The organism is Fulvivirga sedimenti (genome assembly GCF_020328055.1).
The window spans coordinates 119,903-133,602 of sequence record NZ_JAIXNE010000006.1 but is presented as its reverse complement, the minus strand read 5'-3'; the positions used below and the strand labels follow the sequence as shown (position 1 = coordinate 133,602).

The 13,700-nt window shown below is 44.8% G+C and carries 15 protein-coding genes; 8 read left to right on the top strand and 7 right to left on the bottom strand.

Annotated features, from left to right (window positions below):
- The gene (locus LDX50_RS26565) at window positions 1-978 is read left to right on the top strand and encodes a polyprenyl synthetase family protein (RefSeq protein ID WP_225699321.1); all 978 of its coding nucleotides are present in this window, start codon (window positions 1-3) and stop codon (window positions 976-978) included.
- Here the strand turns inward: LDX50_RS26565 and LDX50_RS26560 are convergent.
- The 3 genes from LDX50_RS26560 to LDX50_RS26550 form a co-directional block, all read right to left on the bottom strand.
- Window positions 975-1,163: a hypothetical protein gene (locus LDX50_RS26560; RefSeq protein ID WP_225699320.1), complete on the bottom strand. Its 189-nt coding sequence runs from the start codon at window positions 1,161-1,163 to the stop codon at window positions 975-977. The genes LDX50_RS26565 and LDX50_RS26560 overlap by 4 nt on opposite strands.
- Before the next feature lie 44 nt (window positions 1,164-1,207).
- Window positions 1,208-2,443: a diaminopimelate decarboxylase gene (lysA, locus tag LDX50_RS26555; protein WP_225699319.1), complete on the bottom strand. Its 1,236-nt coding sequence runs from the start codon at window positions 2,441-2,443 to the stop codon at window positions 1,208-1,210.
- Window positions 2,444-2,597: 154 nt separating this feature from the next.
- Window positions 2,598-3,461, bottom strand: coding sequence for a T9SS type A sorting domain-containing protein (locus LDX50_RS26550; RefSeq protein ID WP_225699318.1), 864 nt, complete (start codon window positions 3,459-3,461; stop codon window positions 2,598-2,600).
- Between the two features lie 127 nt (window positions 3,462-3,588).
- Between LDX50_RS26550 and LDX50_RS26545 the strand changes: the two genes are divergently transcribed.
- From LDX50_RS26545 to LDX50_RS26535, 3 genes are all read left to right on the top strand, one after another.
- On the top strand, window positions 3,589-5,103 hold the full coding sequence (locus LDX50_RS26545) for a sensor histidine kinase (protein WP_225699317.1): 1,515 nt from the start codon (window positions 3,589-3,591) through the stop codon (window positions 5,101-5,103).
- Window positions 5,093-5,782, top strand: a complete 690-nt coding sequence (locus tag LDX50_RS26540; RefSeq protein ID WP_225699316.1) for a response regulator transcription factor — start codon at window positions 5,093-5,095, stop codon at window positions 5,780-5,782. The genes LDX50_RS26545 and LDX50_RS26540 overlap by 11 nt, the downstream gene beginning before the upstream one ends.
- A gap of 149 nt (window positions 5,783-5,931) precedes the next feature.
- The gene (locus tag LDX50_RS26535; RefSeq protein WP_225699315.1) at window positions 5,932-6,663 is read left to right on the top strand and encodes a 1-(5-phosphoribosyl)-5-[(5-phosphoribosylamino)methylideneamino]imidazole-4-carboxamide isomerase; all 732 of its coding nucleotides are present in this window, start codon (window positions 5,932-5,934) and stop codon (window positions 6,661-6,663) included.
- A 3-nt stretch (window positions 6,664-6,666) separates the two neighbouring features.
- Here LDX50_RS26535 and LDX50_RS26530 read toward each other — a convergent pair whose 3' ends face one another.
- Window positions 6,667-7,044, bottom strand: coding sequence for a hypothetical protein (locus LDX50_RS26530; RefSeq protein ID WP_225699314.1), 378 nt, complete (start codon window positions 7,042-7,044; stop codon window positions 6,667-6,669).
- Between the two features lie 79 nt (window positions 7,045-7,123).
- Between LDX50_RS26530 and LDX50_RS26525 the strand changes: the two genes are divergently transcribed.
- Genes LDX50_RS26525 through LDX50_RS26515 form a run of 3 tightly spaced genes read left to right on the top strand, consistent with a single transcriptional unit; the run spans window position 7,124 to window position 10,738 of the window.
- The gene (locus tag LDX50_RS26525) at window positions 7,124-7,468 is read left to right on the top strand and encodes a tRNA-binding protein (protein WP_225699313.1); all 345 of its coding nucleotides are present in this window, start codon (window positions 7,124-7,126) and stop codon (window positions 7,466-7,468) included.
- Complete coding sequence (locus LDX50_RS26520) at window positions 7,449-8,312, top strand: GNAT family N-acetyltransferase (protein ID WP_225699312.1); 864 nt, start codon at window positions 7,449-7,451, stop codon at window positions 8,310-8,312. The genes LDX50_RS26525 and LDX50_RS26520 overlap by 20 nt, the downstream gene beginning before the upstream one ends.
- Window positions 8,309-10,738 carry a bifunctional UDP-N-acetylmuramoyl-tripeptide:D-alanyl-D-alanine ligase/alanine racemase gene (locus LDX50_RS26515; protein WP_225699311.1) on the top strand — a complete coding sequence of 810 codons (2,430 nt, stop codon included), beginning with the start codon at window positions 8,309-8,311 and terminating at the stop codon, window positions 10,736-10,738. Before LDX50_RS26520 ends, LDX50_RS26515 begins: the two co-directional genes overlap by 4 nt.
- Here LDX50_RS26515 and LDX50_RS26510 read toward each other — a convergent pair whose 3' ends face one another.
- A complete protein-coding gene (locus LDX50_RS26510; RefSeq protein ID WP_225699310.1) occupies window positions 10,739-11,317 on the bottom strand; it encodes a LemA family protein in 579 nt (192 codons plus the stop codon). It lies immediately after the preceding gene.
- Between the two features lie 85 nt (window positions 11,318-11,402).
- On the opposite strand from LDX50_RS26510, the gene LDX50_RS26505 reads away from it, so the two are divergent.
- Entirely contained in the window at window positions 11,403-11,927 is a 525-nt protein-coding gene (locus LDX50_RS26505) for a hypothetical protein (protein ID WP_225699309.1), read from the top strand.
- Here LDX50_RS26505 and LDX50_RS26500 read toward each other — a convergent pair.
- Complete coding sequence (locus tag LDX50_RS26500) at window positions 11,911-13,224, bottom strand: DASH family cryptochrome (RefSeq protein ID WP_225699308.1); 1,314 nt, start codon at window positions 13,222-13,224, stop codon at window positions 11,911-11,913. The two genes, LDX50_RS26505 and LDX50_RS26500, sit on opposite strands and share 17 nt — an antisense overlap.
- A gap of 45 nt (window positions 13,225-13,269) precedes the next feature.
- Window positions 13,270-13,698: a secondary thiamine-phosphate synthase enzyme YjbQ gene (locus tag LDX50_RS26495; RefSeq protein WP_225699307.1), complete on the bottom strand. Its 429-nt coding sequence runs from the start codon at window positions 13,696-13,698 to the stop codon at window positions 13,270-13,272.
- Window positions 13,699-13,700 lie beyond the last annotated feature (2 nt).

Here is a 13,700-nt window from a genome sequence, read left to right as displayed (position 1 = left end):
ATGTCCAGGAAAACAGAAAAATTTTTAAAGCTCATTCAGGATACACTCGCTGAAACCTCCTATGGAGCCGAGCCTGCCGAGCTATATGAACCGATTGAGTATATCATGTCCCTTGGCGGGAAAAGACTTCGTCCGCTGCTCACACTGATGTCATATTCGCTCTTCAGGGATGATGCGGAGAGCGTTGTAAAACAGGCACTGGCTGTGGAGGTGTTCCATAATTTCACGCTTATGCATGATGATATTATGGATGAAGCTCCGCTTCGTCGCGGTAAACCTACGGTTCATGAGAAGTGGAATGCACCAACGGCAATTTTGAGTGGTGACGTAATGCTTGTGCGCGCGTATGACTTGCTGCTGAATACGCCTACTGAATACCTTAGCGAAACGATTGGAGCATTCAATAAGTGTGCGGCTGAAGTTTGTGAGGGTCAGCAGCTTGATATGCTTTTTGAAACAAGGGATAACGTTCAGGAGGAAGAATATATTAATATGATCAGGCTGAAAACAGCTGTGTTGCTGGGTTATAGCCTTGAGCTAGGAGCGATCCTGTCAGGAGCCCTGGATTCTGATAAACGGGCGCTGCGTGAATTCGGGACACTTGCCGGTATTGGCTTTCAGCTGAAGGATGATCTGCTCGATGTTTATGGCGACAGCAACAAGGTTGGTAAACAGGTTGGTGGTGATATCATTTCCAATAAGAAAACCTATCTGCTTATAAAATCACTTGAACTTGCCAACCCGAAACAACTAAAAGAAATTAAATCATGGCTTTCGAAGAAATCCTTTGATGAGCAGGAAAAAGTGGCCGCAATCCGGGGAATTTATGATGAGCTGGGAATTCGGGAAAATACGCAGGAGAAGATTGAAAGATATTTTGAGCAGGCCCTGACACGGCTTCGGCATATCGATGCGCCCATGCCTCGAAAGGCATCTCTTCGCCAGTTTGCTGAACGACTGATCAAAAGAGATTATTAGGGGTACTTTTCCTTGCCCACCATCAGTGCGATAAAGTCACCCTCCTTTTTGATATAACCCTGCATGATCAGTACCTCAGCAACGAGGTTTACAGGCTCCATGAGCTCTTCCCAGTTCACAGGGTCGAGTTCTTTAGCCACATCGGAAAGTGGAAACGGTGAATTAAGACCTTTCCTTTTTCCCATTGCCAATATTGCTGATTTTATCTGGTCTGCAGCTATCATTTGATTTAGTTCAACTCTATTTCCACCTGGCGCGCCAGAAGATCTTCCATGGTCTCCCGTTCACGAATCAGGTGAGCCTTACCCTTGTAGACGAGCACTTCTGCAGGCCTGAATCGGGAATTGTAATTTGAGGACATACTAAAACCATATGCTCCGGCATTACGGATAGCAAGAATGTCTCCTTCCCGCACCTCGTGGATTTTCCGATCCCAACCGAAAGTATCGGTCTCACATATATATCCCACTACAGAGTAAACACGCTGGATGCCTTTTGGGTTTGAAACATTGATAATATTATGATAAGCGTCGTACATCATTGGCCTGAGCAGATGATTCATGCCTGAATTAACACCCACGAAAACAGTTGCCGGGGTAGTTTTAATTACATTCACCCGTACGAGCAGTATACCCGCATCGCTCACCACATATTTACCGGGCTCAAACCACATTTCAAGCTTTCGTCCGTACGACTCGCAAAAGTTTTCGAAAGATTTACCCAGCTTAAGTCCGAGATCATAAACATTGGTAACAATATCGTTTTCCTTGTACCCTACCTTGAAGCCACTGCCGAAGTCAATAAATTCAAGCTCCGGGAATTCCATGGCAATACCGTAGAGAATCTCCGCCATCTTCAGGAAAATTTCAGCATCCAGAATATCCGACCCGGTATGCATGTGCAAGCCAATAACCTTGATGTCATTGGTTTTGATCACGCGCATCAGGTGCGGAAGCTGGTAAATGGAAATTCCGAACTTAGAATCCACATGACCGGTTGATATCTTGTGATTTCCGCCTGCCATGATGTGAGGGTTGAGTCGTATACAGCAAGGAACCTTGTGTCGGAAACGGTGACCGAACTGTTCCAGAATACTGATATTATCAATATTAATGATCAGTCCCAACTCGACACCTTCCAGTATTTCATCAAAGGAGACGCAGTTCGGAGTAAAGAGGATTTCCTCAGGCTTGAACCCTGCCTTAATAGCAAGATGTGCTTCCTGAATAGATACCACATCAACACCGGCACCCTGTTCCCTAATAAGTTTCAGAATGTTGATGTTTGTTAACGCCTTGGCAGCAAACTTGATCTTTACGCGTTGATTCGAAAAAGCATTTTTGAGCGTTTGTAATTGTTGAGTGATCTTCTCCGCATCATATACGTAAACGGGGGTCCCGAATTCTTTAGCAATTTTCAGGACGTCCAGTCCCTGTATCAGGTAACTATTATTCTTTAACTCCATTATTCTTATAGCGTGCCGTTTATTGAGTAAAATTAGACAAATAAAATGGAAAAAGAATTATTTGACAGGGATCTGCCAAAGTGAAAACTGACGAATGCATATAAAAAAAGACCGCTCTTTTAAAGCGGTCTCAGGAGATACATTTGAATATGAATTAATCAATCATGATCTTTTTGAACAGTGCTTTTTGACCCTGTCGGATTTCAAGAAAATATGTACCTGCCTCCTGACCTGATAAGTTGATTGTCTTACTATACGCTCCATCGAAATTGTTCAACTCCTCAGCGTAGATCCTGTTGCCATCTGAATTGGCAATTGAAACATGGAGCGATCCCTTTGCGGCTTCCATTCGTACGGTTAGTGTTCCCTGTGCTGCGTCGAGAATATATTCAATGGATTCTGGCTTGAGTGCCTTACCAGCAGACAGTCCGGCAGAGCGAATCTCATTGTCTGAAGGATCATTGATAGAGATATTTCGTCCCGCGTGAATCTTTCTCAGGGTAACCATGGGCGCATCAGAACTTCTGACCACCCATTTTTTTGGTCCGTCGATGCTCTTAAATTCATAGGAAGCTTTGGAAGAGTCCCCTTTAAAAAAGAATACATCAGCCTCGCTAGTTTCCTCACCAGATCCTTTGAATACAAAGGTATTTGACTTACCATCACCCAGTTGAATTACATGATCCTCAGAAATGACGATATCATGGTCTCCATCTGAATGAGCCTCACGACCAATAACTATGAATTTATTCGTTGAGCTGTCGGTGGACCATGTGAAGTTTCCTTTTTTTGGCATTATAAAAATATTGGAATCACCGGTTTCTTCCTGAAACTTTTTAAACTCGGGATCATTCGCCATTTCTTCCTTCGAGGAATATGATTTCTCGAAGACTTTCATTTCACCGTCTACGTCCTTCATAATTTTAATTCGTACTGGTTTTTCGTCCTGGGCAAAGCTTTCACATGCAGCGCCGAAGAATAAAAAGAGAGTGATCACAAGGATGTTAGTTGATTTCATTGGGTTTCATTTATGTTTCATTCAAATATACGGGACCTGTAACGGGCAGGTAGTTAATGCGGGGTTAAAGAATGTTAAAATGTGTTAAAATAGAATCCGGGGCTAATGGAATGTGTATTTTTACAATATGAAAACCCGGCAGCGAAATATTATTGTCGCCCTGATGGTTCTTGCACTAACCGGTCTAATCGCATTTCAGGTATATTGGATCAATCATGCCCTAGCCCTGAGTGAAACTCAGTTTGAAAGAAATGTTCGGGAATCGCTGGTACACATAGCTGACCGGCTGGAAGAACAGGAAGCAGTACAACTTGCCCAAAATACCTTTGTCTACTTCGGTAAGGATGGATCCACCTATCAGAATTCCACGTTAAAGCTTCGCCGCAAAGCAGGGACGGGAGTTAACGTTTCTGCCGATACTGATACAAATATTGTTAAGGATACCGATGAATCCCATTTTGCCTATACCATAAAAAGTGATTCGGTTATTTTCATCGGACCGGGGACGAAAGAAGAATCAAAACAACGTATCCGAAACAGGGTTGAGCTTCTGGATGTCGCCGTTCATCGAATTTTTACCGTGGAGCAAAAAGATATTCGTAAGCGAATTCAGACAGATCAGCTTGATTCCCTTTTACGTACGACCTTTTTGGAAAAAGGCATTGGAACAGCCTATAAATACGGAATAATTGAGAAGGGAAATTCGGGAAATGATGAACTTGTAATTACCGATGCTTCTGAGCAATCCGAAGAAGTGCTCGATTCAAGATATCGCGCCAGCCTGTTCCCGAATGACATTGATGGTCCCGGCCATTTTCTGGCCGTGTATTTCCCTAATCAATCGGCCTACATTCTGCAGGAAATCGGGACCACGCTAGTTGCCAGTCTAGTATTTATCGCGATTATTCTTGGAAGCTTTATTTATACCATGAAAGTGATCGGGAGACAGAAAAAGCTGTCTGATATAAAGACGGATTTTATCAACAACATGACACATGAGTTAAAGACCCCGATTGCAACGATATCCCTGGCTACCCAGGTCCTGTCTGAGAAGGATATCGGCAATGACCAGGAGTCAAGAAATAAATATTTGCGCGTGATCAGGGACGAGAATGACAGGCTGGCTCAGCAGGTGGAACGCGTGCTGCAATCCTCATTGATGGAAAACAATGAGCTTGCTCTCAGGATGGAACGGGAATCGATGCATGTTCTTCTGATGGAATCACTTTCCACCTTCAAAACCATGAACAGCGATTGCCAGATCACAAGTAAGCTGGAAGCAGCGGAAGATACGGTTGTGATGGATGTTCATCACATGCAGAATGTGGTGCGTAACCTGCTTGATAATGCGCGAAAGTACTCTTCCCCTGGGTGCACCATTGAGGTTCAAACCTGGAATGAAGACAAAAGTCTGCATATTTCAGTTGCTGATAACGGCATTGGAATGGAAGCGAAGCAGCTTCAGTATATTTTTGACAGTTTTTACCGGATACCTACCGGTAACCGTCACGATGTGAAAGGATTCGGATTGGGACTTAGTTATGTAAAACGAATTGTTGACCTTCATGACGGGTCTGTACGTGTAAAATCTACTCCCGGAAAGGGAAGTGAGTTTATAATTATACTTCCGTATGGCGAATGACACCCGACTTTTAATTGTTGAAGATGACCCAAATCTGGGGGAAGTTCTCAATGAATACCTTCGTTTAAAAGGCTTTACTACTGTGTTATGCCGTAACGGAGAAGAAGGTGGAAACGCGTTCGCCGGGGGGACGTTCGACCTCATTATCCTGGACATAATGATGCCGAAAAAGGACGGTCTGACACTGGCCCGTGAAATTCGAAATACAAGTCAGATACCGATTATTTTTCTAACGGCCAGAAATCAGCGTGAAGACGTAATTACCGGACTGGCGGCCGGGGCAGATGACTATATGGTAAAGCCCTTCAGTATGGAGGAACTTCTATTGAGGATCAAGGCAATTCTTCGCAGAAGTGCGCCCGTCCGGGAAGATATATTTACTGAAATTAAGATTGGCGAATTACTTTTTAATCCCCTTACAAGGACACTGAGCAATGGCAAGGAGGGCTGGAATCTTACCTCACGCGAGAGTGATCTGCTGTGTCTGATGGCTAAAAACATGAACCGGATCACATCAAGAAAACAAGCTCTGACTGAAATTTGGGGGGATGACTCCTACTTTAATGCCCGAAGCATGGATGTCTATATCAACAAGTTACGCAAGCACCTCAAAGCGGATAATAATTTGCAGATCATTACTGTTCACGGCGAAGGATTTAAGCTTGTAAATCTTTCCTAATTTTTGTATTTTCAAAGTTCCTCCGATGGGATCTTGCCTGGTCAGGAGAAATGGAAGGGAAGGGATGCGCAGCGGGGATATTAAAGTTTTTTCGCATATTCGCGTTTCTCAAAGCGCAAAATATTACAACCACGGATTAAGATACCTTTATGATTCAGATAATACCATCTATAGCGATACTCAATGGAAAAGTCATAAGACTTCAACAGGGAGACTTTGCACGCGAAAAGGTATATGATGAAAGCCCTATCGATCTGGCCAAAAATTTTGAAGATCACGGTATTGAAGTGATTCATTTGGTAGACCTTGATGGAGCCAGACGGGGCCAGCCAAAAAACTATCACATTCTTGAAGCCATTGCGGGCCACACAAATTTGAAAGTTGATTTCAGCGGAGGAATACATACCGATGGAGACATCAGTAAGGCTTATGAGTATGGCGCCCGCTATATTACCGCTGCCAGCGTTGCTGTTACAAAAAAGGAGTTATTCGCATCCTGGATCATATCTTATGGCCGTGAAAAGATTACACTCGGTGCAGATGCTCGTGACGGAAAGATCGCTATCCGCGGATGGGAACGAAATACAGATCTGAACATTATGGACCACATTGAATACTTCTATTCAAGGGGCCTTAAATATGTTAAAACTACTGATATTGAACGTGAGGGGGTTTTGAATGGCCCTTCGTTTGATCTGTATGAAGGGATCATCAACGAATTTCCGGATATCTGTGTATTGGCAAGCGGTGGCGTACGCAATATCGAAGATATCGACCGTCTCAATGACATTGGTGTATTTGCCGTGATCATCGGAAAAGCCCTGTATGACGGTCATATCAAATTGTCGGAACTGGATAAGTTCCTGGCGAAATCACACTGATTTTTATTTCTCTACGGTCTCGGAAAGCTTGAATTTCTGTACGAGATAGTACAGAAAGTTGAATGATAAAACACTTTCATCTTTTTCCTGTGTCGCCTTAGGCCTGGAGGGTGTTTCACGCTCCTTTGTTGTGTTCACAACAGGCTCTGAACGTTTAACTGTGGTGTTTTCCACCCGGTTGCCGGGTTCTCGCTGGATGCGGTCCATTTCCCACATTGGCATTCCTGTCTCTTTGGAAGGATTAGTCTCTTGTGGCCGTACTTCGGGGATTTGTTCCTGAGGCGCAGGAAATTGCTCTTCCTGTGCGAATGCAGAAAATCCGCAAGCGAATAAAATCATCAATGTAAGGAAAGAAACCTTTTTCATTTTTGACATCTTCATCAGGTTAAGTTTTTAAAGATACGGAAAAAAAATAACAAGTTGTAACATCAACACCATGCTCCGTTTGTAAATTTATTGCATGGCAGATAACACTATAACGTGGAAAGAGTTCGAAAAGTTAGAAATACGTGTTGGAACTATTCAGCGGGCAGAAGATTTTCCGGAGGCACGAAAGCCCGCCTATAAGATATGGGTAGACCTGGGGCCTGATATTGGGGTAAAAAAGTCCAGTGCTCAGATCACGGGGAACTATTCTAAGGCAGATCTTATCGGACAGCAAGTGCTGTGTGTTGTTAATTTTCCTGAAAAGCAAATCGGTCCGTTCATTTCACAGGTACTCATAACAGGCTTCACAGATGAAAAGGGCGCAGTGGTGTTGGCAGTACCAAAAAGCAACGTTCCAAATGGATCCCGATTACACTAAGCCGCATATACAAACTCCTGATTCGGTTCATACTACGGATCTTTACCTGGCATTTTCCGATGCCTTTGGAGACTATAAACCAAGTGTAGGCCTCACACTTCCGGAGTTTCGGCAGAAATTTTTTGTACACTACCAGACAGACAGGCGACTTTCAAGACTAGCGCTTGTGAATGCTGAAATTGCCGCATTTATTCTTTCCACTCCCGGGAATTATCGCAACAGGAGGAGTGCCTATCTGAGTGCAGTGGGGGTGCGTCAGAAGTATCGGGGTATGGGACTGCTGGGCGCATTGTTTGATGACCTGATCACACAACTTAAGCAGGAACAGTTTGAGCAGTGTCTCCTCGAAGTCCTGTCATCCAATGAGCGGGCAATCCGAATATTTGAATCGAAGGGGTTCCGTGAAACCAGACGCTTTTTGGCTTATTCAGGGCCGGCAAGAAATTTAAACCCACCGGAGAATTATTCATTCATTGTAAAAAACAATTTGTATTTTCCGTTCAGGGAAATGGAAATTACAGATAATGTTAATTTTCAGGAAACGCCGTCATTCATGCGGAAAGAACGGAAGCGTTTATTGACAATTGTATCAGGTGACGATCAGCAGGAGAAAGGATATTTAATCCTTAACCCTGTATCGGGAAGAATCCGTCATATTTTTGTACATCCCGAATATCGGCGTGCTGGCATTGGCAGAAGCATGATACAATATGCCATAACGCTGGTTCCGAAATTGAAAATAATAAATGTTGATCGTGAGAATCATTCCTTACGTTGCTTTCTGGAAGCACTGGGTTTTCATACACAACTTGAACAGATCGAAATGATAATGGAATTGAAATGATGACGTTCGCGGAAGCAGCTCAAATTACAGAAGGGGAATGGCTTACCGCCAGACCTGAGGGTTGTGTGGTCACAAATCTCCTCATAGACAGCCGCAAATCATCCTACCCGGTTGATGAAACCATTTTTTTTGCCATTCCCGGCCCAAGACATGATGGGCATCAATTCGTTCAGTCCATGTATGACAGGGGCGTCAGAATGTTCATTGTATCCCGGGAGATAACATTGGCGGGAAATGATGCATACGTCTTAAAAGTGGATGATACCGTCCTTGCCCTACAGAAAATTGCAACAGCCCGTCGCAGGCAATTTAATTTACCTGTTATTGCCATCACCGGAAGCAACGGTAAAACCATCGTGAAGGAATGGCTTGGAATATTACTTTCACACTTCCGCAAAGTTGTAAAGAATCCCGGAAGCTTTAATTCCCAGGTAGGTGTTCCGTTAAGTGTCTGGCAAATCAATGGGCAACAAGAGACGGGAATTTTTGAAGCGGGGATTTCCATGCCGGGAGAAATGGACCGGCTACGAGAAATAATTCGGCCCCATAAAGGAATTTTTACAAATATCGGAAGTGCGCATGATGAAGGCTTTGCTTCCAGGGAGGAGAAAATCGCTGAGAAAATGAAGCTGTTCCTTGAATGTAGCTGCCTCATTTATCGCCGTGATCATGAAGAAATTCACCAGCATGTTCAGATTCCTTCCTTCACCTGGGGGCACCACCGCGACAGTGACATCAGGATTGAAAAAGAAGAGGTAACGGATGCTGGCCTGGAACTGGAACTTTGTTACGAGGGCTATCCGGCGAGAATATCATTGCCTTTTGCCGATAGAGCCTCCGTTGAAAATGCCATGCATACGGTTGCATTCATGGTTCAGGAAGGATTTACATGGGCTGAAATATCTGAAGGAATTCAACACTTGCGGCCAATGCACATGCGCCTTGAGATGAAACGTGGCGTGAACAACAGCTACCTGATTGATGATACCTATAACAATGACCTTGGCGGTATCAGAATCGCACTCGATTTTCTTTCAACCCAGCCTGGTGCCACAAAAAAAACAATGATCATTTCCGATATCCTTCAAACCGGACTCCCGGAAGAGCAATGGATGAAGAAAGTAAGGGAAATGGCTTCTTCCGCCGGTATCGACCGCCTTATAACGATCGGGCCGAAGTGGTATGCTCACCATGAATCAGGCGAAAGCTCCTATCCCGACGCCCAAACGTTCATAGATGAAATGGATGAGTTCTCATTCAGCCATGAGTTGATCCTCGTCAAGGGAGCCCGCCAGTTTGCACTTGAGAATATCGTCAGGCGTCTGGAGGAGAAAATACATGGTACAGTCCTCGAAGTTAATCTCAATGCGTTAACGGAAAACCTGAATTTCTATCGTTCACGCCTCGGCAAACAGGTAAAAGTGATGGTGATGGTAAAAGCCTTCGCCTATGGCAGCGGGAGTGTTGAAGTTGCTAACCTGCTCGAATATCATCGCGTCGACTACCTCGGGGTCGCCTATGTGGATGAAGGGGTCTATTTACGAAACAATGGTATCCAGCTGCCAATTATGGTGATGAATCCGTCGTCAGATGGATTTGAGACGATGATCAAGTATAATCTTGAGCCGGAAATATATAACGAACGCCTCATGCTCGACCTCATCCATATTATTAAAAAGCGGCCGATTAAAGTCCACCTGAAAATGGATACGGGAATGCACCGGCTGGGATTTGAGAAAGATGAACTGGGCAATTTGGTAAAACACTTATCGGCACATCCAACCATCAAAGTCGCCAGTATATTTTCACATCTGGCCGGAGCAGATGAGCCGGAACACGAAGAGTTTTCCAGGAATCAGGCCAGCTTGTTTGAAGATATGTACGGGTTTGTTTGCGAGGGGATCGGTTATAAGCCTATCCGACATCTGTTGAATTCTCCGGGTATAGTGAGATTTCCTGAATTGCAGTATGACATGGTTCGGCTGGGAATAGGTCTTTACGGCGTGGAGGCAAGTGACCTGGTGCAGGACAAACTTGTGCCTATAAGCAGCCTGCAGACAGTTATCTCCCAAATCAAACATGTAAAAAAGGGAGAAACCGTTGGGTACGGAAGGGCTGGAAAGGCGAATTCAGATATGAAAATCGCCACCATTGCAATTGGCTATGCCGATGGTTTCAGCCGGTCTTTCAGTAACGGCAAAGGTAAGGTTTATATCCGGGGCAAATTTGCGCCCGTCATGGGGAATGTTTGCATGGATATGACCATGGTAGATATAACTGGCATCGATGCCAGCGAGGGAGATCCCGTGGAGATATTTGGTGAACATATTTCCATTCGGGAAATGGCCAATGCCGCGCATACCATTCCCTATGAAATACTCACGAATGTGAGTCAGCGTGTACGGCGAATTTTCTACAGTGAATGATCAGTCAAAATTAACCTGGGGAGCCTGATCTGCGCCTTCAGAAGATTCAAAGTAACCTTTCTGATCAAACCCGGTAAGCTTTGCAAAAAGAACGGTAGGGAATGTTCGCACCGACTTGTTATAATCCCTTACAGATTCATTGAACCTGTTTCTCGCAACGGCAATCCGATTTTCTGTGCCCTCGAGCTGCGCCTGCAAATTCAGGAATTGCTGATCGGCTTTCAGGTTCGGATAGCGCTCTACAGTTACCAGCAACCTCGATAAGGCGCTTGAAAGTCCCTGCTGAGCCTGTTCGAATTGAGCGATCGCCTCAGGTGTTAAATTGGAAGGATCGATAGTTACCTGGGTTGCTTTCGCCCTGGCCTCAATGACACCCGTGAGGGTTTCCTGTTCGAAATCTGCATACCCTTTCACTGTTTCCACCAGGTTGGGGATCAGGTCTGCCCTGCGCTGATATGCGGTCTCTACCTGCGCCCACTGGCCTTCTACATCTTCGTCTTTTGAAACCAGTCCGTTATAGGCGCCTACACCCCATACAACAAGCAGAAGGATTATGGCAATGGGTATGATCTTTTTCATCTTTCTTGTACTTTAGTATGAAGTAAAAATAACTTTTTTAATGCCTATTCTCCAAATGGTCCAACCATTTAATAAACCGCTTATAATGTTTATGTTGGCCGGACTTATTTCATGCAATATCGACAGGGACAGAGCGGTCGAACGTGACAAATTTGAATTCAAAACCGGGGATGATACCGAACTGTTCTTTAAGAATGTAAGACAGAGCGATTATGAACTGGAAGAAAATGAAGCAGCTGGTTTGCGGGTGTTCCGTCATGAAAATATCTGGCCCGGCGACACTATTCCTGTGATTGTTCCGGCTATTGTAATGAATGTCCTTAAGGATGAAGCCTATATTTTACTTGAACCCTCGAACGGATTGGAGGATGAAGACCCGTTAACCGTGGTGCTCACTGGTAGCCGCCAGGCAGATACAGTGAAACTTGAACTACCAAACCGCGAAAATAATCTGGAGTTTGCCACGCGAATCTATGAACATCTGCAACGGGGAGGAACGTTCCGGGTTGGTATCGGTGGTTCGTTTACCGACTTGCTTACCGATTCACGCTACCGGGAATCTTTTAGGATCACTATGAGCGATTATTACAGGCTCACAAGGATTTACTGATCGCAGCATCGGCCAGCCAGTGTGATATATACTCGCCCCTGGGGTCATAGCGGGCAGTCTGGCTTTCAATGTTAAATTGCCTGCCGTTGCGGGGATCATTCCCTACACCTGCGATATAGGCCCAGTTCAGCCAGTTGCTGCTGGCATCATAGTCTATGAGCCGGTTCTCAAACCAGCTTGCACCCCAGGTCCATTTGATTCCCAGGTCATGCATAAGATAACTTGCTGCATTTTGTCGCCCGCGATTCGACATATATCCTGTGAGCAGTAATTCCTTCATGTTTGCATCGATGAATGGCTCACCGGTCTCACCGTTTTTCCACTTTTCAAATAAGCCATGATTTTCACTGAATTCGGAAGAGTATTCGTTGAGCCCATTGATCATGAATATTTTCGCCCCATGCTTCTTCGCCATGAAGCGGAAGAAATCTCGCCATAGAAGCTCAAAGAAAAGCCAGTACGTACTGATGTTCTTTTTCCTTTCCTGCTCATATCGTTTTAATTCATGAAAAACAGATTTGGCAGAAATACAGCCAAGTGATAACCAGGGTGACAGCTTCGAGGAATAATCGCCTCCGAGCAACTGGTTACGTGTGAATTTGTAGTTTTTAAGCAGGTCCTCCTCCCAAAAATAATAGGATATGCGTTGCCAGGCCTCCTTTTCACCGCCCCTGAAGTGAAGCACCCCCCGAGGGTCTGATTCTTCTTCCCGGATACCCAGGTCATTGCAGCTGGGAATTTTACCTGCATCAATATCAGTAAAGGGCTGAAGCTCAGTAATGGTTGGAAATTCAGCACGTACCTGAACGGTCTTTTCCGCCTCTTTACGAAAACTAGTAAATACTTCAGGCACCTGCCTGATAGGCCACGGAACATCTTCTTCATGGTAGAGCGTGTGCTGCCAGAAAGAATCCATTCTCACCTTCATTTGGTTCAACTTCTCCTCCAGCGCAATTTCAACTTTCTGCTCTTCGGATAGTGACTCTTTGGAGCAGTATAATGCAGTTGCTCCCACCCGGGCAGCCAGTTCCGGCAGGATCAATTCCGGCAACCCAACCCGTATTACCAGGTTAGAACCGCACGCCTGTAAAGAATTGCGGAGATCTTCTACCGCCTCCAGGAGAAATTTTAGCCGGTGTCCCCCGGTCTTTGGAAAACCAAGTTCGGTAAGCCGAAACATCCTGGGATCAAAGATGTATACTGGATAGACAATGTCACTGGCTTTTGCAGCTTTATAGAGCGCTTCGTTGTCTCGCAACCGCAAATCATTCCGGAACCAAACCACACTTTTCTTCATACCATATAAACCGGTAAAGGCTTAAATGGTTTGCCTGAAATGCGGTTAGTAAGGTATGCCCGAAACGGTAATTACTATGGATCGGCTCCCTCCGTGATTCCTGTGTTCACAAAGATAAATTCCCTGCCAAATTCCCAGGTTAAGTTTACCGTTTGTAACAGGAATCTGTACCGATGCTCCAAGAACGGATGCCTTGAGATGTGCCGGCATATCATCACTACCCTCGAAGGTGTGTTCGTAATATGGAGCATTCTCAGGAATCATTTGATTAAAGTGCCGCTCAAAATCCCGACGTACAGAAGGGTCTGCATTTTCATTGATGGAGAGACTGGCGGAGGTGTGTTTTATGAATACCTGTACCCAGCCGGTTTGAATTTGCTGAATTTCCGGCATGGCCTTTATAATTTGATCAGTGATCAGGTGAAACCCTCGTTTTACCGGCGGCAGATTCAGTTCTGTTTGATAAATTTCCATCC